The sequence below is a fragment of the Actinotalea subterranea genome (assembly GCF_008364845.1).
Taxonomy (GTDB): domain Bacteria; phylum Actinomycetota; class Actinomycetes; order Actinomycetales; family Cellulomonadaceae; genus Actinotalea; species Actinotalea subterranea.
On record NZ_VTTP01000003.1, the window covers coordinates 311,992 to 330,138 of the forward strand.

General features: G+C 73.1%; 21 protein-coding genes. All 21 read right to left on the reverse strand.

The window, feature by feature from the left end; genetic code table 11:
* Position 1 precedes the first annotated feature (1 nt).
* On the reverse strand, positions 2 to 889 hold the full coding sequence (locus tag FZ988_RS07280) for an OmpA/MotB family protein (protein ID WP_149203350.1): 888 nt from the start codon (positions 887 to 889) through the stop codon (positions 2 to 4).
* Positions 886 to 1,437: a motility protein A gene (locus tag FZ988_RS07285; RefSeq protein WP_342781158.1), complete on the reverse strand. Its 552-nt coding sequence runs from the start codon at positions 1,435 to 1,437 to the stop codon at positions 886 to 888. The genes FZ988_RS07280 and FZ988_RS07285 overlap by 4 nt, the downstream gene beginning before the upstream one ends.
* Positions 1,403 to 1,675, reverse strand: coding sequence for a MotA/TolQ/ExbB proton channel family protein (locus FZ988_RS19200; RefSeq protein ID WP_342781159.1), 273 nt, complete (start codon positions 1,673 to 1,675; stop codon positions 1,403 to 1,405). Before FZ988_RS19200 ends, FZ988_RS07285 begins: the two co-directional genes overlap by 35 nt.
* Entirely contained in the window at positions 1,675 to 1,980 is a 306-nt protein-coding gene (locus FZ988_RS07290; RefSeq protein ID WP_149203351.1) for a flagellar FlbD family protein, read from the reverse strand. The genes FZ988_RS19200 and FZ988_RS07290 overlap by 1 nt, the downstream gene beginning before the upstream one ends.
* A gap of 279 nt (positions 1,981 to 2,259) precedes the next feature.
* The gene (locus FZ988_RS07295) at positions 2,260 to 3,450 is read right to left on the reverse strand and encodes a flagellar hook protein FlgE (RefSeq protein ID WP_149203352.1); all 1,191 of its coding nucleotides are present in this window, start codon (positions 3,448 to 3,450) and stop codon (positions 2,260 to 2,262) included.
* Between the two features lie 32 nt (positions 3,451 to 3,482).
* Positions 3,483 to 3,989 carry a flagellar hook assembly protein FlgD gene (locus tag FZ988_RS07300; protein ID WP_149203353.1) on the reverse strand — a complete coding sequence of 169 codons (507 nt, stop codon included), beginning with the start codon at positions 3,987 to 3,989 and terminating at the stop codon, positions 3,483 to 3,485.
* A gap of 9 nt (positions 3,990 to 3,998) precedes the next feature.
* Entirely contained in the window at positions 3,999 to 5,489 is a 1,491-nt protein-coding gene (locus FZ988_RS07305; RefSeq protein ID WP_149203354.1) for a flagellar hook-length control protein FliK, read from the reverse strand.
* Entirely contained in the window at positions 5,486 to 6,016 is a 531-nt protein-coding gene (locus FZ988_RS07310; protein ID WP_149203355.1) for a flagellar export protein FliJ, read from the reverse strand. Before FZ988_RS07310 ends, FZ988_RS07305 begins: the two co-directional genes overlap by 4 nt.
* On the reverse strand, positions 6,016 to 7,410 hold the full coding sequence (locus tag FZ988_RS07315) for a FliI/YscN family ATPase (protein WP_149203356.1): 1,395 nt from the start codon (positions 7,408 to 7,410) through the stop codon (positions 6,016 to 6,018). Before FZ988_RS07315 ends, FZ988_RS07310 begins: the two co-directional genes overlap by 1 nt.
* The gene (locus tag FZ988_RS07320; RefSeq protein ID WP_149203357.1) at positions 7,407 to 8,051 is read right to left on the reverse strand and encodes a FliH/SctL family protein; all 645 of its coding nucleotides are present in this window, start codon (positions 8,049 to 8,051) and stop codon (positions 7,407 to 7,409) included. Before FZ988_RS07320 ends, FZ988_RS07315 begins: the two co-directional genes overlap by 4 nt.
* The gene (gene fliG, locus FZ988_RS07325; protein WP_149203358.1) at positions 8,041 to 9,054 is read right to left on the reverse strand and encodes a flagellar motor switch protein FliG; all 1,014 of its coding nucleotides are present in this window, start codon (positions 9,052 to 9,054) and stop codon (positions 8,041 to 8,043) included. The genes FZ988_RS07320 and fliG overlap by 11 nt, the downstream gene beginning before the upstream one ends.
* Positions 9,054 to 10,628, reverse strand: a complete 1,575-nt coding sequence (gene fliF, locus FZ988_RS07330) for a flagellar basal-body MS-ring/collar protein FliF (RefSeq protein WP_149203359.1) — start codon at positions 10,626 to 10,628, stop codon at positions 9,054 to 9,056. The genes fliG and fliF overlap by 1 nt, the downstream gene beginning before the upstream one ends.
* Positions 10,628 to 10,963, reverse strand: coding sequence for a flagellar hook-basal body complex protein FliE (gene fliE, locus FZ988_RS07335; protein WP_149203360.1), 336 nt, complete (start codon positions 10,961 to 10,963; stop codon positions 10,628 to 10,630). The genes fliF and fliE overlap by 1 nt, the downstream gene beginning before the upstream one ends.
* The gene (gene flgC / locus FZ988_RS07340) at positions 10,963 to 11,364 is read right to left on the reverse strand and encodes a flagellar basal body rod protein FlgC (protein WP_149203361.1); all 402 of its coding nucleotides are present in this window, start codon (positions 11,362 to 11,364) and stop codon (positions 10,963 to 10,965) included. The genes fliE and flgC overlap by 1 nt, the downstream gene beginning before the upstream one ends.
* Positions 11,364 to 11,705 carry a flagellar basal body rod protein FlgB gene (locus tag FZ988_RS07345; protein WP_149203362.1) on the reverse strand — a complete coding sequence of 114 codons (342 nt, stop codon included), beginning with the start codon at positions 11,703 to 11,705 and terminating at the stop codon, positions 11,364 to 11,366. Before FZ988_RS07345 ends, flgC begins: the two co-directional genes overlap by 1 nt.
* A gap of 179 nt (positions 11,706 to 11,884) precedes the next feature.
* Positions 11,885 to 12,220 carry a hypothetical protein gene (locus FZ988_RS07350; protein ID WP_149203363.1) on the reverse strand — a complete coding sequence of 112 codons (336 nt, stop codon included), beginning with the start codon at positions 12,218 to 12,220 and terminating at the stop codon, positions 11,885 to 11,887.
* Between the two features lie 3 nt (positions 12,221 to 12,223).
* Positions 12,224 to 12,676 carry a flagellar export chaperone FliS gene (gene fliS / locus FZ988_RS07355; protein WP_149203364.1) on the reverse strand — a complete coding sequence of 151 codons (453 nt, stop codon included), beginning with the start codon at positions 12,674 to 12,676 and terminating at the stop codon, positions 12,224 to 12,226.
* A gap of 34 nt (positions 12,677 to 12,710) precedes the next feature.
* Positions 12,711 to 14,072 carry a flagellar filament capping protein FliD gene (gene fliD / locus FZ988_RS07360; RefSeq protein WP_149203365.1) on the reverse strand — a complete coding sequence of 454 codons (1,362 nt, stop codon included), beginning with the start codon at positions 14,070 to 14,072 and terminating at the stop codon, positions 12,711 to 12,713.
* Positions 14,073 to 14,230: 158 nt separating this feature from the next.
* The gene (locus FZ988_RS07365; RefSeq protein ID WP_149203366.1) at positions 14,231 to 15,418 is read right to left on the reverse strand and encodes a flagellin N-terminal helical domain-containing protein; all 1,188 of its coding nucleotides are present in this window, start codon (positions 15,416 to 15,418) and stop codon (positions 14,231 to 14,233) included.
* 118 nt (positions 15,419 to 15,536) lie between these two features.
* Positions 15,537 to 17,111 carry a glycosyltransferase family 2 protein gene (locus tag FZ988_RS07370; protein WP_149203367.1) on the reverse strand — a complete coding sequence of 525 codons (1,575 nt, stop codon included), beginning with the start codon at positions 17,109 to 17,111 and terminating at the stop codon, positions 15,537 to 15,539.
* Between the two features lie 76 nt (positions 17,112 to 17,187).
* Complete coding sequence (locus FZ988_RS07375) at positions 17,188 to 18,069, reverse strand: sigma-70 family RNA polymerase sigma factor (protein WP_149203368.1); 882 nt, start codon at positions 18,067 to 18,069, stop codon at positions 17,188 to 17,190.
* Positions 18,070 to 18,147 lie beyond the last annotated feature (78 nt).

The window sequence follows — 18,147 nt, forward strand, 5'->3', positions numbered from 1 at the left end:
GTCATCCCTGGTGTGCGTTCTCGATGGACGGGAGGAGGACGCGGGCGTCCTCGGAGATGCCGCTGAGGACCACGAGGTCCACGCGGCGGTTGGCCTCGAGCGGGTCGACCCCGGGGTCGTCGATCGGGCGAGCCTCACCGAAGCCGACGGCCGCGACCCGGCCCGCGGGCAGGCCACCGACCTCGACCATGCGGCGCAGCACCTGCGTGGCGCGGTCCGAGGACAGCTCCCAGTTGGTGGGGTACCGGCTGCTGGGCAGCACGTTGGCGTGCCCCTCGATGGACACCTGGTCGGGCAGCCCGACCAGGACCGGCGCCGTGGTGTCGAGCACCCTCAGCGCGGTCTCGGTGAGCGTGGCCGTGTCAGGGCTGAAGAACACGTCGTCCGCGACCATGCCGATGACGAGCCCGCGCTCGGTCACGCGGAACCGCACCCGGTCGCCCAGTCCCTGCGCGTTCAGCGCCTGGCTGATCTGGTCGCGGATCTGGGCGAGGCGGTCGTACTCGGCGGCGGCGAGCTGCATGGTGCGCTCCTCCTCGGTGATCTCCACCTCGGGGGTCTGCACCTGCTCGGTCTCGATGCCCGTCTCGCCGGCGAGGTCGGGGACGATCTGGAAGTCCTCGACGCCGGAGAGCGCGCCCGTGCTGCCCTGGAGCATCGACGGGGCGCGGTGGCCGAACCCGGCGGCGAGGGACTCCCGCAGGGCCTCGAACTTCGCCTGGTCCACCTGGCTCATCGAGTACAGGACGATGAAGAGGCCGACGAGCACGGTCATCATGTCGGCGTAGCTCACGGCCCACCGCTCGTGGTTCTCGTGCTCCTCGTGGTGCTCGGCCTTCTTGCGACGCGGGCGCTGCCCGTGCCCGCCGGAGCCGTGGCCCGAGCTCACGCCGCCTCCTTCTTCGCGGCCTTGCCGTCCTTCTTGACGGCGTCGGGCGGCATGAGGCTGCGCAGCCGCTGGCCCACGAGGCGCGGGTTCGCGCCGGACTGGATCGCGAGGAGGCCCTCGACCGCCATCTCCATGTGCGCGCACTCGAGCTCGGAGGCGCGGGTCACGCGTGCGCCGAGGGGCAGCCAGATGAGGTTCGCGGAGAGCAGGCCCCAGAGGGTCGCGACGAACGCGGCGGCGATCATGTGACCGAGCTCGGCCGGCTCCGCGAGGTTCTCGAGGACGTGCACGAGGGACACGACGGTGCCGATGATGCCGATGGTCGGCGCGTACCCGCCCATGTTGTTGAAGTACTTCGCGGTGGTGCGGTCGAGCGCACGCTTGCTCGCGATCTTGTCCTCGAGCATCTCGCGGAGGTCGTCGGGGTCGGTGCCGTCGATCGCGGCCTGGAGGCCCGCGCGCAAGAACTCGTTGTCGACCGTCCGGGCCGCGTCCTCGAGCGAGAGGAGGCCCTCACGCCGGGCCCGGTCCGCGAGACCGACGACCACCTCGACCGTCGAGTCGAGGTCCGGCTGCTTGAAAGGTCATCCAGCGACCAAGGGTCCCGAAGGCGCGCTTGGCGTCGCGCAGCGTGCTGCTCGCGAGGCCCGCGCCGAGGGTTCCGCCGATCACCAGGATCATGGGCGCCGGCAGGATGACCGACATCGGGCTCGAGCCCTCGAGGAAGATCGAGAGGAGGACGGCCCCGAACGCCAGGGCCATCCCCGCCATGGTTGCCGGATCCATCAGTCGGCCTCCGGGACTGAGCTGAGGTTGCGGACCGGCGCGGGGCGCAGCTCGGTCACGGCAGCCACGGTGGTGTCACCGGCGAGGGGGTCGCCGGCGCCGTCGGCGCTCAGCGCGAGGGTCGCGGCGGCGACACGCGCCCGGTACGCGACCACGAGCGCGGTGACCTCGTCGAGCGACTCGGCCACGATGTACTTGGTGCCGTCGATCAGGGTCAGGATCGTGTCCGGGGTGCTCTCGATGCGCTGGAGCAGGTCCGGGTTCACCGCGAAGCGCGGTCCGTTCAGACGCGTGACGACGATCATGGTGGTCCGTCCCTGGAGTTCCTTCGGGCCCATCCGTGAGCCCTGCCCCTACCTGATCGGCCGGGGTGGCGGCGGTGTGAGGCTTCGGCGCCGGTTCGGGTGGGTCCCGTGGCGTTCGGTGGCGACCTGCCGACGTGCGGCGCCGTGCGGCGACGTGCGGCGGTCGAGCGGGCCCGCGGGCGGGCCGGGGACGTCCAGCAGCCGGGGCCGTGGACGCGGCGAGCGTGCGACCCCACGCCGGCGGGGCCGTGGGGGTCGCACGCTCGCGGTGCGCCGGGGTCAGCGCTTGAGGTTCACGAGCTCCTGGAGCAGCTCGTCCGAGGTCGTGATGACCCGGGAGTTCGCCTGGAAGCCACGCTGGGCGATGATCAGGTTGGTGAACTCGGCCGAGAGGTCGACGTTCGACATCTCGAGCGCGCCGCCCGTGAGGTCGCCGCGGCCGCCCGTGCCGGCCTCGCCGACCTGCGGGTCACCGGAGTTGACGGTCGTGCGGTACAACGAACCGCCCGCCTTCTCGAGGCCCGCGGGGTTGGTGAACGTCGCGAGCGAGACACGGCCGAGCGCCTGCTTGAGGCCGTTGCTGAACGAGCCGAGCAGCGTGCCGTCCGCGTTGATCGTGAACGACTGGAGCGTGCCGGCCGCGCGGCCGTTCTGCGACAGCGCCTCGACGGTGCTCAGGCCCGCGTACCCGGTGATCGTGCCGAGCTGCACGTCGACCACGCCGGCGTCGAGCACCGCGGGGGTCGTCGTGAGCTTGCCGTCCGCGCCGAACGCCAGGTTGAGGGACGTGCCGACGGGCGCGCCGTCCTGCGTGGCCGCGACGGTCCAGCCGGTGCCCGTCTTGGTGAACGCCAGCGAGAGCGAGTGCATGGTGCCGTCGGCGTCGTAGACGTCGACCTCACGGTTGAGGATGGTCGCCGGCGTGACGGTCGCGTCGGCGGGCAGGTTGCCCTCGAACGTGGCCGACGTCGTGCCCGCCGCGCCCATGAGCGTCGCGATGGGCAGGCGCATGTCCGTGAGCGTGCCGTTGGTGTCGATCGCGCCCGCGTCGTCGGCCGCCCAGCCCTGCACGAGGCCGCCGTCGGGCGTCACGAGCTGGCCCGTCGCGTCGAAGTCGAACGCCCCGGCCCGCGTGTAGAACTGCTCGGAGCCCTTGCGGACCATGAAGAAGCCGTCGCCGGAGATCATCATGTCCGTCGAGCGGTTGGTGAGCTGGGCGGCGCCCTGCTGGAAGTTCGTCGTGATGCCCGCGACGCGCACGCCGAGGCCGACCTGCGCGGGGTTCGTGCCGCCGACGCCGTCCTGGCCGCCGCCCGCGTTCGTCAGGACCTGGGACAGCGTGTCCTGGAACTGGGACTGGGACGCCTTGAAACCCGTCGTGTTGACGTTGGCGATGTTGTTGCCGGTCACGTCGAGCATGGTCTGGTGGGCACGCAGACCGCTGATGCCGGAGAAGAGCGAGCGAAGCATGGGAGTTTCCCTTCGGTGGTGTCGCGGCCTGGTCAGGCAGCGGTTCCGGCGGAACCGGCGGAGTCGGTGGTGTCGGTCGTGGTCGCGGGCGGGGTGGTGGTCGGGGGCGGGGTCACGGCGGCGGGCGCCGTGATCGCGGAGACGTGGTCGATCGGGACCTTGACCTTGCCCACGGTCACCGTGGGCACCTCGTCGTCGAAGGACACGCCGGAGACGACGCCGGTCTGGACCTTGTCCTTGTCGTCGACGTAGCTGACGGTCTGGCCGACCATGCCGCTCGCCGCGATGCGCATCTGGAGCGCGAAGCTCTCGCGGGAGGTGTCCGAGAGCGCGGTGAGCTGCTCCATGGACGCGAGCTGGGTGGACTGCGCCATCATCTCGTTGGTGTCCATGGGGGACGTGGGGTCCTGGTTGCGGAGCTGAGCGACGAGCAGGGCCAGGAAGACCTCCTGGTCCATCTCCTTCTTCGCGTCGGTCGCGGGCGTGTTCGTCGTGTACAGGCTTGGCGGCGGCGCGGACGCCGTGGGTGTGACGGTCATGGTTCCCTCTCAGACGATCAGGTCGAGGCCGGTGCGGCGCGAGCCAGCGTGGGTCGAGGTGCGGGTGCCGTCGCCGGCGAGGCCCGCGTCGGTCGGCGACTCGCGTGAGCCGCGGCCGTCGGAGCCCGTCGTCGAGCCGTCGGGGCTCGCGCCGGTCCCGTTGCCGCCCGGGCCGCCCGTCGCGGGACCCTGACCGCGGGCACCGTTCTGGCTGCCGGTGCCGAGGCCGAGCTCCGCGGGGAGCCCGGCCGCGACGAGGTCACGGCGCAGGTCGGGCAGCGCGGCGCGCAGGGCGTCACGTGCCTGGTCGGTCGCGCCGAGGAGCTCGATCCGCACACCCTCGGCGCCGATGTGCGCGACGACGCGGACCTGGCCGATCGCCTCGGGCTCGACCCGCATGACGAGCACGTGCTGGCCGGCGCCCGCACCGCGGAGGCCGACGAGGCGCGCGGCGAGCTGGTCGGCCACCTGGCGGGGCTCGGGAGCCGGGGCGGGAGCCGACGGTGCGGCGACCTCCGCGGCGGGTGCCGCGGACTGCGTCGGCCCGACGACCGCGACGTTCGCCGGTCCGGTCGGGGCGGTCGTCGTCGCGGTGGAGGTGGTCGGTGCCACGTCGGAGGCGAGCGCCGCGCGGGCGGCCGCAACCGCGGCGTCGGCGGGTGCCTGGGCCGTGGCCGCGGGGTCGGTGGTCGCCTCGGCGGCCGGTGCGGCCTGCGCACCGGACCGCGAGCCGTTCCCGGCCTGCGGGTCGCCACCGTCGGTGGTCGACGGCGCGAGCGCGGTCGGCGCGGTGGCGGTCCCGGTCGCGGTCGTGCCGGCCGCCGAGTCGGGGGTGCCAGGCGTCGCCGTGGCGGCGTCGGCGACCCCGCGCTGCGTGGGCACCCCGCCCTGGACGGCGGCGCCCGCGGCACCGGCGGCACGACCAGCCGCCGCACGACGCCGCGCGTCGAGGTCGACGACGTCGGCGAGGGGTGCGTCGGCGCTCTCGACGGCGACGCCCTGGGCCGCCGCGGCCTCGTCCGCGGCGAGGGCCTGCCCGGCGGCGGCCACGAGCTGGCCGATCGTCAGGAGGACCGCGCCGACGTCGCCCGGGACGGGCTGGGCCGCACCGTCCGCCGGGGCCGTGGGGCCCGTGGCGGGCGCGGAGCCGGCGGCCGTGCCCGGTCCCGCCTGCGCGGTGTCGTCCTGGGCGCCGTGCTGGGACCGGTCGGTCGCGGTGTCCGTGCGCTCGCCGTCGGCCCGCCCGGCCGTCCGGTCGGTGCGGACCGGACGGTCCGTGCGCTCGGAACGCTCGGCGGAGCCGGTGCCGGCGTCGCGGCGGTCGGCGTCGCGCCGGCGGTCGGCGCGCTCGGCCCGCTCGGCCCGGTCGGCCTCGCGGCCCACCTTGTCCATGGTCGACGCGAAGTCGTCACCGCCGTTCCCGCGCGAGCCGGCCGACGTGCGGTCCGCACCGCGCGAACCGGACGGCGGAGGTGCGGGGAGCATGATGATCGTGGTCATCGGTCCTCCTTGGGGGTTGCGGTGCGTGGGCTCTCGACGACGTCGTCGGCGCTGGAACGGTGGGCGTCGGCCGGGGCACCCGGCTCGGCCACGTCCGCGGCGTCGGCGAGGTCCGCCGCACGCTGCCGGGACGCGGCCTCGTCGAGGACGAGCTGCTCGGCGCGCAGCTCCTCGGCGCGCTCGAGCACCTCGTGGCGGTCCTCGAGCTTCTCGAGCGTCGCGGCCTTGGTGCGGGCGGCCGACCACTCGTGGGTCGCGGCGTCGACGCGCACCTCGACGACCTCGAGCGCGGCACGCGCCTCACCCAGCAGGCCGTTGACCGCGGCCCGGCCGGCGATCGCGGCCTGCCACGTGAGGTGGTCGGCGCGCTCGGGCAGGCCCGTGCCGCTCAGCATCTCGGCCGTCTCGTCACGACGCTTCTGAGCCGCACGGCGCTCGGCGTGCGCGAGGGCGAGCGCGGCAGCGGCCTGCTCCTCCTGGAGGTTGCGCAGGCGCAGGAGCCCCGCGAGGCGGAACCGGCCGGCCATCAGCGCACCCCCATCGCGTTCACGAGGCGGGCGAGCTGCTGCCAGGACGCGTCCGCGGCGGCGACCTCGTCCATGCCCTGGCGCAGGAAGGCGTCGATCCCGTCGGCGTTCGCGACGGCGGCGTCGACGAGCGCGTTGCTGCCCGCCACGTACGCGCCGACGTCGAGCAGGTCCTGGGCCCGGCGCCGGGCCGCCATCACCTGACGCAGGCCCGTCGCGGCGGCGCGCTGCTCGGGCGACGTGACGCGGCCCGCGACACGCGAGATCGAGCCGAGCACGTCGATGCTCGGGAAGTGCCCGGCGACGGCGAGCTCACGCGTGAGGACGACGTGCCCGTCGAGGATCGACCGGGCGGCGTCGGCGATCGGCTCGTTGTGGTCGTCGCCGTCCACGAGCACGGTGTAGATGCCGGTAACGGAGCCGCGCTCGTCGGTGCCTGCACGCTCGAGGAGCTGCGCGAGCAGCGAGAAGGTCGACGGCGGGTAGCCGCGCGTCGCGGGCGGCTCGCCCACGGACAGGCCGATCTCACGCTGGGCCATGGCCACACGCGTGAGGGAGTCCATCATGAGGACGACGTCACGCCCCTCGGCCCGGAACGCCTCGGCGATGCGCGTCGCGACGAACGCCGACTGGCGGCGCACGAGCGGCGGCTCGTCGGACGTCGCGACGACGACGACGCTGCGGGCCAGGCCCTCGGGCCCCAGGTCGTCCTCGAGGAACTCGCGCACCTCACGCCCGCGCTCCCCGACGAGGGCGATCACGGAGACCTCGGCCTCCGTGCCGCGGGCGATCATCGAGAGCAGGGAGGACTTGCCGACGCCCGAGCCGGCGAACAGGCCGATGCGCTGACCGCGGCCGACGGTCGCGAGGGTGTCGAGGGCGCGCACGCCCAGGGTCAGCGGGGTGTCGACCCGGGACCGGCCGAGCGCCGAGGGTGCCGACGCGTCGACCGGGACGCGGTGCGCGCCGAGGAGCGGGCCCTTGCCGTCGATCGGGCGGCCGAGGCCGTCCAGCACGCGGCCGAGGAGGGCGTTGCCCGTCGGGGCGGTCAGGGGCCGGCCGGTGCTGCGCGCCGGCATGCCCGTGCGGAGCCCGCTCACGGTGCCGAGCGGCATGCAGCGGAGCGTCTTCGCGGTGGCCGCGACGATCTGCGCGGGCACGGGCGGGGCGACGTCGGCCGGGTCGCCGAGGAGCACGAGGTCCCCGACGGCGCCGCTGAGCCCCGACACGTCGATCGAGAGCCCGACGACCGCCGACACGGACCCGACGCGCTCGGGGGCCGCGCCGGCCAGCGCGCGCGCCAGCCGGTCGTCGGCCGGGCCCAGGGGCGCGTCGGCGCGGGACGGCGCGGCGCCGGGCCGGCTCGTCCGCGGCGCGGAGGTCGTCGTGGTCATGCCTGGTCCTCGAGCAGCGCGCGACGGGCGCGGTCGAGCGCGGCGGCCACCTGGCCGTCGAGGAACCCGCCCGGGTACTCGCTGATGACGTCGCCGGGCGCGAGGCGCGGGTCGGCGACGAGGGACACCCCGGTGGGCAGCGGCACGCCGTCGCCCGTGGCCACGGCGTCCTGGACGCGGGCGAGGTCGGTCGGGTTCAGCCGGATGGTGTGCACGCCGACCTCGGCGGGCACGGCGAGGGCACGCGCGAGGAGGTCACGCACGGACCCCGCGCCGTCGGCGAGCTCGCGCTGGAGCACGACGGCGGCGAGCTCGAGCGCCGCGTCGTACATCGCGCGGCGCGCGTCGTCGACGACGGGCACGACCCGGGCCGAGGTGGCCTGGACCGCGCGCTCGAGCACGAGCATCGCGTCCGCGAGCGCAGCCTGACGTGAGGCCTCGGCGCGCTCGTTCTGCTCGGCGAGGCGTCGCTGCTGCGTGACCGCGGCGTCCGCGGCCGCCCGCGCACCGGCCGACCAGCCGGCGGCGTAGCCGGCTGCGCGGGCGCGGTTCTCGGTCTCCCCGGCGGCGGCGGTCGTCGTGGTCGGCGCGAGCTGGGCGGGCCGGAACGCGACGACGGCGGGCGTGGGCTCAGGCGACATACTCGTCCTCGCCCTCGCGGCGGATGACGATCTGGCCGCTCTCCTCGAGGCGACGGATGACCTGGACGACTGCCGCCCGGGCCTCCTCGACCATGGACAGGCGCACCGGCCCGAGCAGCTCGATCTCCTCGAGCAGGTTCTCGCGGGCGCGCTCCGACAGGTTGCGCAGGATCTTGTCGCGGACCTCGTCGGCCACGCCCTTGAGGGCGGTCGCGAGCGAGGACATCTCGACGCCGCGCAGCACGAGCTGGATCGCGCGGTCCTCGAGCAGCACGATGTCGCCGAAGACGAACATGCGGCTGCGGACCTCTTCCGCGAGCGCCTGGTCGCGTGCCTCGAGGCCCTCGAGGATGAGCTTCTCCGTCGTCGGGTCGGCGCGGTTGATGATCTCGACGAGGGGCTGGACGCCGCCGACCGCGGACATCTCCTGGGGTGTCAGGACGGCCGACGCCTTGCGCTGCATGCTCTCGGCGACGAGCGCGACGACGTCGGGCGAGGCACGCTCCATGAGCGCGATGCGGTGCGCGACCTCACCCTGGGTGGCGTGCGGCAGGCCCGTCATGATCGCGGAGGCGTGCTCGGCGCGCAGGTGGGCCAGGACGAGCGCGATCGTCTGGGGGTGCTCGCCGTTGAGGAGCGAGACCACCTGGCGGGCGTCGGCGTACTGGAGGAACTCGAACGGCTGTCCCTGCAGGGACGACGCGAGGCGCTCGAGCATGCCCGCGGCGCGGTCCCGGCCGACGGACGCCTCGAGGAGCGCCTGCGCGAGGCCGAGGCCGCCGCGGCCGCTGTAGCCCGCGCCCCCGAGCGAGACCTCGTAGAACTCGTCGAGCACGTCGTCGGCGAGCTTGCCGTCGACCCGCTCGAGGCGCGCGATCTCGGTGGTGAGCTCCTCGATCTCGCTCTCTTCGAGCTGGGCCATGACGCGCCCGGCCTGCTCGCGGCCGAGCTGGATGAGCAGCAGTGCGGCCTTCTGGGTGCCCGTGAGCATCGCGGTGGACATCAGCGCCGCCCGCCCACGAGCCAGCCGCGCAGGACCTCGGCCACCTCGGCCGGCTGCTCCGCGGCGAGCGCGATGACGTCGTCACGCTTGCTCTGCATCTCGTCGGACAGGGGCTCGACCGGGGCGGGGAGCGCGAGCGTCGGCTCGGGCTGCTCGAGGATCTCGGCCTTGCGGGACTCGATGAGCTCGATCGCGCCCAGGTCGATCGCCTCGCGGCGGGCCCGGCGGCTGCGGCGTGCACCCATGACGATCGCGAGGATCAGGGCGAGGAGGACGACGCCGCCGATGCCGGCCGTCGTGATGAGCTGCTTGGACTCCTCGGCTGCGGCGGCCTTCTCGGCCTCCGCGAACGCGGCCTCGGCGGCCTCGGCGCTGCTCGTGTCGAACTCCATGCGGGACACGGACACGACGTCGCCGCGTGCCTCGTCGATGCCCGCCGCGGCGACCACCGTCTCCTGGAGGTCGGCCATGTCGAGGTTGCCACCGGCGTCCTGCGAGACGACGACGGAGACGGACTGGCGGCGGACGGCACCGGGGGTCGTCGTGACCTCCTCGACCGTCTTGTTGACGGTGTTGTTGAGGGTCTCGCTCTCCTTGCGGTACGAGCCGTCCGCGTCGTCACCCGTGGTCGTGTTGCCGTCCGGGCCGAGGACCCCGCCGACGGCCTGCCCGGAGCCCGTGTACTCCTCGAGCGTGCTGGTCTCCGAGATGGGGGGCGCGTTCTCGGCGGGCGTGTACGTCTCGGTGACGCGGGCGGCCTGGTCGTAGTCCAGGTCGGCGGTCACGGTCACGACGGCGTTGCCGGCGCCGACGATGCGCTCGAGCATCTGCTGGACGTTCGAGGCGACGCGCGCCTCGTACTCCGCGGTCTGGTTGCCCTGGAGGCCGTTGCCCGAGGTCCCGCCGATCGCGGAGAGGACCTTGCCGTCGGCGTCGATCACCGCGACGTCGGTGGGCGACATGCCCTCGATGCCCGCGGACACGAGGTGCACGATCGACTCGACCTTGTCGGACTCGAGCGCGACGCCCGGGGCGGTCTTGACGAAGACCGACGCGGTGGGTGCGCCCTTCTCGTCGACGAAGACGCTGTCCTCGGGGAGCGCGAGCTTCACGGTCGCGGCCTCGACGCCGTTGATCGCGCCGATGGTCTTGGCCAGCTCGCCCTCGAGGGCCCGCTGGTAGGTGACCTCCTGCTGGAACTCCGAGGAGGTCATGCCCATGTCGTCGAGCAGCGAGTAGCCGCCGCCGTCGGACGACGCGGGCAGGCCGGCCGAGGCGACGGCGATGCGCATCGGGTAGACCTTGTCGTTCGGGACCATGATCGTCGAGCCGCCGTCGGTGAGCTCGTACGCGACCGCCTCGGACTCGAGGTGGTCGACGATCGCGCTCGCGTCGGTCGCGGACAGGCCCGTGAACAGCGGCGTCATCGTGGGCTTCGCGAGCCACGAGGAGAGCGCGACCGCGCCGAGCACGAGCACCGCGACACCGATGACGACGAGGGTGCGCTGCGCGAGCGTGAACTGGCGGATCGACTGCTGGAGGCGGCCCAGCAGGCCGCTGATCTGAGCGGGCATCAGGCCTGCATCCTCATGATCTCGGTGAACGCCTCGACGGCCTTGTTGCGCAGGGCCGCGGTGAGCTCGAGGGTCACGGCGGCCTGGCTGCTGGCGATCGTGTAGTCGTGGACGTCGTCGAGGTCACCCGTGACGGCCTTGACCGCGAGGGCGTCCGACGTCGACTGCATGGCCTGGAGCTGGTCGATCGAGCCGGCGAGGTCGGCACCGAAGACCGCGGCCGTGGGGGACGTGCCGGCCGTCGCGGCGACGGGGCTCGTCTGCCCGACGGCGCCGACGCCGGTCAGGGAGTCGAGCAGCCCCGCCGTCACGCCGGAGATGGGTTGGATGCTCATCAGCTACGTCCGATCTGGAGTGCGGCCTGGTAGGTCTCCTTGGCGCGGTCGACGACCGCGGCGTTCGCCTGGTACCCGCGCTGGGCCATGATCAGCTGGGTCATCTGGCTGGACATGTCGATGTCCGGGTACTTCACGTAGCCGTCCGCGTCGGCCAGCGGGTGGTCGGGCTCGTAGACGAGCCGCCCCTCGGCGCTGCCGAACTCGACGCCCGCGACCTCGGCGCCGCCCTGGCCCCCGTAGTCACGGGCCTGCGCGATGACGTAGCGCGCCTGGAAGGCGTCCTCGTCGGTCGACTTCACCGTGCTCATGTTCGAGAGGTTGTCGCTGATCGCGTCGAGCCAGGTGCGGTAGACGGTCATGCCGCTCCCGGCGACGCCGATGGCCCCGAAGATGCTCATCAGCTCATCCTCATCGCGGTGCGGAGCTTGCTGAACGTGCCGTCGACGGCCTGCGTCGCGAGCTGGTAGCGCAGGTTCGTCTCGACGTTGAGGAGGGTCTCCTCGTCGAGGTTCACGTTGTTGCCGTCCTCACGCGTCGCGGCGAGCGAGCGGGACGTGGCGGGTGTGGTGGCGCCGGTGCCGTCGGACACGGCCGCGGCGAGCGACTCCTCGAAGGAGACGCGCCCGGCGAGGAAGCCGGGGGTCTGGATGTTCGCGACGTTGTCGGCGATGACGCGCTGACGTAGCGCGAGACCGTCCAGAGCACTGTTGATCGCGACGAAGGACACGGAGTCGAACACGGCCGGATACACCTCACCCAGTCGAGGCCTAGCAATGCGGCCGATCCATGGCCTTCGGGGTGAGCGATCCCTGCTCGGCGTGCCCATCGGCCGGGGCCCTGGGCGTGTGAGGGATTCCGGGCCCGGTGATCTTCGCCGGGACGGAAGTCACCCGTACGGGTGAGCGACCGTGTGCCGGGTCAGGCAGGCAGGTCGACGTACACGGGGACGGACGGCGCCCCGGAGCGCAGCGCCTGCGCGGCGCGGCCGTGCCGGCGGCTCAGGTCGGCGGCCTCCGCCATGCGGCGGCCCACCTCGATCTGGCGGTCGAGCAGCGCGAGCGCCCGGTCGCCGAGCGCGGCGGGCAGCGGGCCCAGGCCGACGGGCGGGGCCCACGGGTCGCGCGGCGGGGTGTCAGCGATGTGGTCGAGCGCGAGCATGCGCTCGGCGGCCTCGACGTCGAGCTCGAGGGCGGTGAGAGCTGCCTCCCACGCGCTCCCCCACGTGGTCGACGACGACGCCGTGACGGCAGCCACGGTCTAGCCCACGCCGAGGACGCCGAGGGAGCGCGGCGTCGTCGCCGCACCGGCGGTCGTGACGGGCTCGAGCGTCGCCGCTCCGGACACGGTCGCGGCGGCCTCGTGCCACGCGTCGCGCAGCGGCTCGACGAGCTCGCGGCAGGACGCGGTGCGGTCGGCGTCGCCGGCGACGTTCGCACCGACGAGCTCCGTGAGGAGGAACGTGTAGACGCTCATGAGCTGCTTGGCGCCGTCCCACGCGTCGACGTCGAGGGTCTCGAGGAGCTCGGAGACGATGTCCTGCGCGTGCGTGAGCTGGGCTCCCGCACCGGCGCGGTCGCCGGCACGCTGGGCGTCCTCGGCACGCTTGAGGTCGAGCACGAGGCGGTCGTAGAGCATCGTGAGGAGCTTGGCGGGGCTCGCGGTCGCGACCGTGTCGTCGAGGTACCGCGTGCGCACTGCGGAGTAGTTCATCGCGTTCCCCAGGTGAGGTTCGGTCGGTGCGTGGTCATGAGCCCGAGTTGGCGTTGAGCTGCTCGATCTGAGCGGAGAGCCACGCCTGCTGCGAGGTGAGCGTGCTGAGCGCGACCTCCATCGCCGTGTACGTGCGCTCGAGCGTCGCCTGGCGCATCGCGAGCCGGTCGTCCCAGTCGGCGATCCGGTCCGCGAGGTCCTTGACGATGCCCTGGTGGCTGTTCACCTGCGCGGTGATCGAGCCCTTGTCCTTGTCGGACGCGGACTTCGCGACCTCGGCGACGCGTGAGGCGACGGTGCTGACGATCTTCTCGACCTTGGCGGGGTCCGCGGCAAGGGCGGCCGTGTACTTCGCCGAGTCGAACGTGAAGGTGCCGTCACGGTTGAGCACGAGGCCGATGTCCGACGGCGACGTGCCGTCGACCGGCTGGGACGCGACCGCGAGCAGGTTCTGCTGGAGCCCGCGCGTCGTGCTGTTCCCCGCGAAGAGCCCGCCCGTGACGATCGTGCCGCCGTCCTCTGCGGTGCTCGTGGACGTCTTGGTGCGGGACGCGATCTCGCTGAGCACCGTGTTGAGGTTCGTCACGAGGCTCGAGGCAAGCGTGGTCTGCGCGGCGGTGCTGGGTGCGACCGTGAGCGTGACGGGGTCCGTCTCGGCCTTGCTGAGGGTCACGTCGACCCCGCCGAGCAGACCCGAGAAGGTGTTGGTCGCGGACGTGACGGCCTGCTCCGCGGGCGTACCGGCCCAGAGCGTGATCGACGCGTCCACGGCCGCGCGGATCTGTGCGACACCGGGCTGGTCGGCCGAGTCGTTCGACGCGACCGAGAACGTGGCGGCGGCGCCCGTCTTGGTGCCCGTGAGCTGGATGCGGTAGTCGGGGACGGCCGTGGTGCCGAGGTTCACGACGGCGGCCGTGACGCCCGTGTCGGCCTTGTTGAACGCGGCCGCGACGTCGGCGGCCGACGTGCTCGCGGCGGTGACGGTGACCGTCGTCGCGTCCGGGCCGGTCCCGTGCGTCAGCGTGAACGACGGGGTCGTGGAGGTGAAGCTGCTCGGGAGCGTCACGAGCGAGGACTGCGAGGCCGCGAGGTTCTCGATGTCGAAGGTCACCGAGGAGGGCTGGGCCGTCGAGCCGACCGTCGTGGTGACCGACGTGGCGCTCGAGGTCGCGGTCACGGTCTTCCAGGACTCGGTCTTCGCGGCGGTCTGGGCGGCGGTCAGGAGCGACGCGGCCTTCGTGTTCAGGGACTGGAGGGCCGTGACGAGCGAGGACGCGTTCGCCTTCTTGTTGACGAGCTGCGCCTGCGGGATCGCCTCGACCTGCATCAGGGCCTTGATCATGCCGGTCGAGTCGAAGCCGCTGACGGCGCCCGAGATCGCGAACGAGCTCGCCATGGGTGTCCTCCAGAGTCGGGAATGCCGAACCGGCGGTGGGCGGACGGTCGTCCACCCACCGCCGGTCGGATGTTGCGGGTACTGCTGGTGATACCGGTGCTGCTGGTGATACGGGTGCTGCAGGTCAAGCGGCGGTCACCTCGAGGGCGACCCCAGGCTCACTGGAGGAGCTGGAGCACGCTCTGCGGCAGCGACTTGGCCTGGGCGAGCATCGCGGTGCCGGCCTGGGACAGGATCTGCGCGCGGGTGAACGACACCATCTCCTCGGCCATGTCCGTGTCACGGATCCGGCTCTCCGACGCGGACAGGTTCTCCACGGCGACGTTGAGGTTGTTGATGGTGTGGTCGAAGCGGTTCTGCACAGCACCGAGCTGCGAACGAACCGAGGAGACCTCGGTGATCGCGTCGTCGATGAGGTCGATCGCCTCGGTGGCGCCGCTGGCAGCGGCGAACGTGGGCGTCTTCGCAGCGAGCTGCTCGATCGTGTCGGTGCCCGAGAACGCCGGGCCCGAGATCGTCAGCACGCCGGTCGCGATGGCGGCCGAGCCGGTGCCGAGCGCGGCGTCGATCGCCGTGGTCAGCTTGGTGCCGCGAGCCGCGGCGTCCTCACCGGCCGTGTAGGTCACCGAGGAGAAGTCGAAGCTCTTGGAGCCGATGGTGACGGTGCCGTTGAGCTTCTCGAAGTTCGCCGCGGTGGCGAGGTCGGCGAACGCCGTCTCGGTCGCGATGGTGCCGACGGCCGTGGTCGACGCGTTGGTGATCGTGACGTCCGAGACCTTCATGGCGTTGCTGGCCGTGGTGGTCACGTCGACACCGGAGATCCCGAGGCCCGAGGCGCTCATCGCACCCGTGCTGTTGAGGTCGACCGTGATCTTGTCCTGGGCGGAGGTGTTGGCCCCGACCTGGAACGTGCCGCTGTAGTTGCCGTCGAGCAGCTTCGCGCCGTTGAACTGCGTGGTGTCGGCGATGCGGGTCAGCTCGGTCTTGAGCTGGTCCATCTCGTCCTGGATGTTCGTCTTCGCCTCGGAGGAGAGACTGCCCTCGTTGGACGCCTGGACGGCCAGGGTGCGCATGCGCTGGAGGATCGAGTGCGTCTCGGTCAGCGCGCCTTCAGCGGTCTGGACGACGCTGATGCCGTCCTGGGCGTTGCGGACAGCCTGCTTGGTGCCACCGATCTGGGCGCGGAGGCCCTCGGAGATGGCCAGACCGGCCGCGTCGTCCGCCGCACGGTTGATCCGCAGACCGGACGACAGCTTCTCCAGCGAGGAGTTGAGGTCGTTCTGCGTGTTGGACAGGTTGCGGTACGAGTTCATCGCCGCGATGTTGGTGTTGATCGAGAGACCCATGGGGAACTCCTCCTTGATTCGGGTCGGAACTGCCGCCCCTCCATGGGCGAGCACTTGTCTGATCGGTCGGCGCCCCCGGACCTTGAGCGTTTTCCGGAGAACTTTCTTGCGACGTCCGTCAGCCGTCGGCCGCGGGCGTCACGAGGCCGGGGGCGAGCACGTCGAGCTCGGCGAGCAGCGCGGCCTCCTCGGCGGCCGGGACGAGGGCGAGCGCGGCCTCGAGGCCCGCGAGCGCACGCTCGTCGCCGTAGACGCTGAACGCCAGCGCGCCCGCGAGCGCCCGGCCCCGCGCGTCGACGCGCTCGTCGAGGGCGATCCGCACGAGCGGGCACTGCTCGGCCGCCCCGTACCTGCGGAGCTCGATCGCCCAGGCTGCGGCCTCCTCGAGCGGGAAGGCGAGCGCTGCGGTCGCGACGGCACCGAGCACGGTCGGGTCGCCGGGCCGCGCGTCGTGCATCCACCGCAGGAAGGTGCGCGCGTCGGCGTCGGGCTCCATGAGGCACGCGGTCACGTACTCGCGCCACAGCGCGTCGCCGAGCACCTCGATCACGCGCGTCGTGCGCTCGCGCCCGAGCAGGCTCACCAGGCCGCCGGGTGCGCCGGGCGCGACGCCCTTGCGGGCGGCGGCGACCGCGACCTGGGTAGCCTGCCGGCCGCGGCCGAGCGTCGCGAGGGCCCAGACCTCGATCCGCACGTAGCTGATCCGGTCGAGCCGCTCGCCCTCTCCGTTGAGCGTCGTGGTGGGCATGGCCTCGAGCGCGGCGAGCGCGACGTCGGCCTGACCCCGCTCGGCGGCGACCCGCGCACGCGCGGCACGGGCGAACGCCGGGTTGTCGTCCGACTGCTCCCACAGGTCGAGCCAGCGGTCCGTCGCCTCGGCGTCGCCGAGGAGGTGCGTGACCCCGACCATCGAGGTCGCGAGCAGGCGAGCCCGGCGCGGCAGGCTGAGTCCCGCGGAGCGCAGCTCTTCGCCGAGGGCGGCGGCCTCCACGAAGCGGCCCGCGGCGGCGAGCGACCGGGCGAGCTGGATCCGTGAGCTCTCGAGCTCCTCCGCGGGCACGCCCGCGCGTCGGCCCGCCTCGATCTCCGCCTCGGCGAGGGCGACGTTGCGCTCCCCCTTGGCCTTCCCCTGGCGCACCTCGGTGGCGTAGCCGGTGTGGCGCAGCACGACGTCGGGCAGGGGGACGAGGTGCGCCGGCACGGGTGCGTCGACGCGCCGGGTGAGCTGCTCGTGCAGGCTCCCGGTCCACACGTGGACGTCGCGCCGGAAGACACGGTGCACCGAGACGCGCGCGCTGACCGAACGGGTCGGCGGAGCGAGCGGGAGCGTCGCGGCCTCGTCGACGTTGTGCTGGATGACGGAGTGCGCCGTCGCGCCGTCGCGGCCCAGGTTCTTGCGGAGCTGCGCGGGTACGCCCTCGAACACCTCGTCGGCGTCGATGGACAGCACCCAGTCCGCCGTCACGTGCTCGAGCGCACGGTTGCGCGCGGCCCCGAAGTCGTCGTCCCAGTAGCCCTCGACGACGCGGTCCGTGAACTGCCGCGCGACGTCGCGCGTGGTGTCCGTGGAGCCGGTGTCGTAGACCACGACCTCGTCGGCCCACTGCACGGACGCGAGGCACTGCGCGAGGACGGCCTCCTCGTCCTTGACGATCAGGACGGCGGCGACGGTCGGCGTGCGCCTGGTCGACATGGATCCCCCTCGTTACCCGGGCGCGCAGACGCGCGCACGCGGGTCACATCGGCAGGACGGGTCGAGCGGTGAGGGGTCAGACCGCCCACTCGAGGCCGCCGCCGACCAGCTCGGCGTCGTCGTGCGTCCCCGGCCGCTGCTGCGGGACGGCCGCTGCCGTGCTCGCGTGGGCGCCGGCCGCGGCGCGTGCCGCGACGCTGGCGAAGTAGGCGCGGCGGCGACGCTCGGCGACACCGTCGGGGCGGTCGGCGGTCTGCACGAGCTCGGGGTCGAGGCTCGCGTTCATGCCGTCGCGCAGGAGGCCGAGGGCCTCGGTGCGGAGCTGGCTGATGCGGGACTGGGTGACGCCCATCTCGGCGGCGAGCTCGACGACCGGACGGTCGTGGAAGAAGAGCTGCTCGACGACGTGGCGCATGCGCTCGGGCAGGCTCTCGACGCCGGCGCGCAGGTACTGCAGGCGCTCGCCCACGAGGAGGCTCTCCTCCGGGCCCATGCCCGCGGAGACCACGGTGTCGGCGATCGAGCCGTCGAAGGCCTCGATGGACAGGACGCGCACGTCGGCGTCGCCGCGGGCGGCGTCGATCTCGTCGACACCCATGCCCGTGGCCTCGGCGAGCTCGCTGCGCGAGGGCACGCGGCCCAGGGCGCCGGTCAGCTCGTCGGCGACCTCGGTCAGCTGGCGGGCCCGGCGGCGGGCGCCGCGGGAGACCCAGTCCATGCCGCGGAGCTCGTCGATGAGAGCACCCTTGATGCGCAGCGACGCGTAGCGGGCGAACGGGACGCCCGTCTCGGCGTCGTACGCCCGGGCCGCCTTGACGAGCGCGAGCGACCCGGCGGAGGCCAGGTCGGAGCGCGAGACGTAGGACGGCACGCGGGACAGCATCGCGTTGACGTGGTAGCCGACGAGCGGGAGGTGCTCGACGACCAGCGCGTTCGTGGAGTGCTCTGTTGCGGTCACAAGAAGGGCTTTCGGAGCCCGTGGCGGATGACTTGAGCGGGCCGAGCGGGTGAAAGGATGTGGTACCGGCGCGTCGCT

Coding starts and splice junctions, on each gene's coding strand:
- FZ988_RS19200 (WP_342781159.1), bottom strand. CDS start 1,675: ATGGATCCGGCAACCATGGCGGGGATGGCCCTGGCGTTCGGGGCCGTC.
- FZ988_RS07290 (WP_149203351.1), bottom strand. CDS start 1,980: ATGATCGTCGTCACGCGTCTGAACGGACCGCGCTTCGCGGTGAACCCG.
- FZ988_RS07295 (WP_149203352.1), bottom strand. CDS start 3,450: ATGCTTCGCTCGCTCTTCTCCGGCATCAGCGGTCTGCGTGCCCACCAG.
- FZ988_RS07300 (WP_149203353.1), bottom strand. CDS start 3,989: ATGACCGTCACACCCACGGCGTCCGCGCCGCCGCCAAGCCTGTACACG.
- FZ988_RS07305 (WP_149203354.1), bottom strand. CDS start 5,489: ATGACCACGATCATCATGCTCCCCGCACCTCCGCCGTCCGGTTCGCGC.
- FZ988_RS07310 (WP_149203355.1), bottom strand. CDS start 6,016: ATGGCCGGCCGGTTCCGCCTCGCGGGGCTCCTGCGCCTGCGCAACCTC.
- FZ988_RS07315 (WP_149203356.1), bottom strand. CDS start 7,410: ATGACCACGACGACCTCCGCGCCGCGGACGAGCCGGCCCGGCGCCGCG.
- FZ988_RS07320 (WP_149203357.1), bottom strand. CDS start 8,051: ATGTCGCCTGAGCCCACGCCCGCCGTCGTCGCGTTCCGGCCCGCCCAG.
- fliG (WP_149203358.1), bottom strand. CDS start 9,054: ATGTCCACCGCGATGCTCACGGGCACCCAGAAGGCCGCACTGCTGCTC.
- fliF (WP_149203359.1), bottom strand. CDS start 10,628: ATGCCCGCTCAGATCAGCGGCCTGCTGGGCCGCCTCCAGCAGTCGATC.
- fliE (WP_149203360.1), bottom strand. CDS start 10,963: ATGAGCATCCAACCCATCTCCGGCGTGACGGCGGGGCTGCTCGACTCC.
- flgC (WP_149203361.1), bottom strand. CDS start 11,364: ATGAGCATCTTCGGGGCCATCGGCGTCGCCGGGAGCGGCATGACCGTC.
- fliS (WP_149203364.1), bottom strand. CDS start 12,676: ATGAACTACTCCGCAGTGCGCACGCGGTACCTCGACGACACGGTCGCG.
- fliD (WP_149203365.1), bottom strand. CDS start 14,072: ATGGCGAGCTCGTTCGCGATCTCGGGCGCCGTCAGCGGCTTCGACTCG.
- FZ988_RS07365 (WP_149203366.1), bottom strand. CDS start 15,418: ATGGGTCTCTCGATCAACACCAACATCGCGGCGATGAACTCGTACCGC.
- FZ988_RS07370 (WP_149203367.1), bottom strand. CDS start 17,111: ATGTCGACCAGGCGCACGCCGACCGTCGCCGCCGTCCTGATCGTCAAG.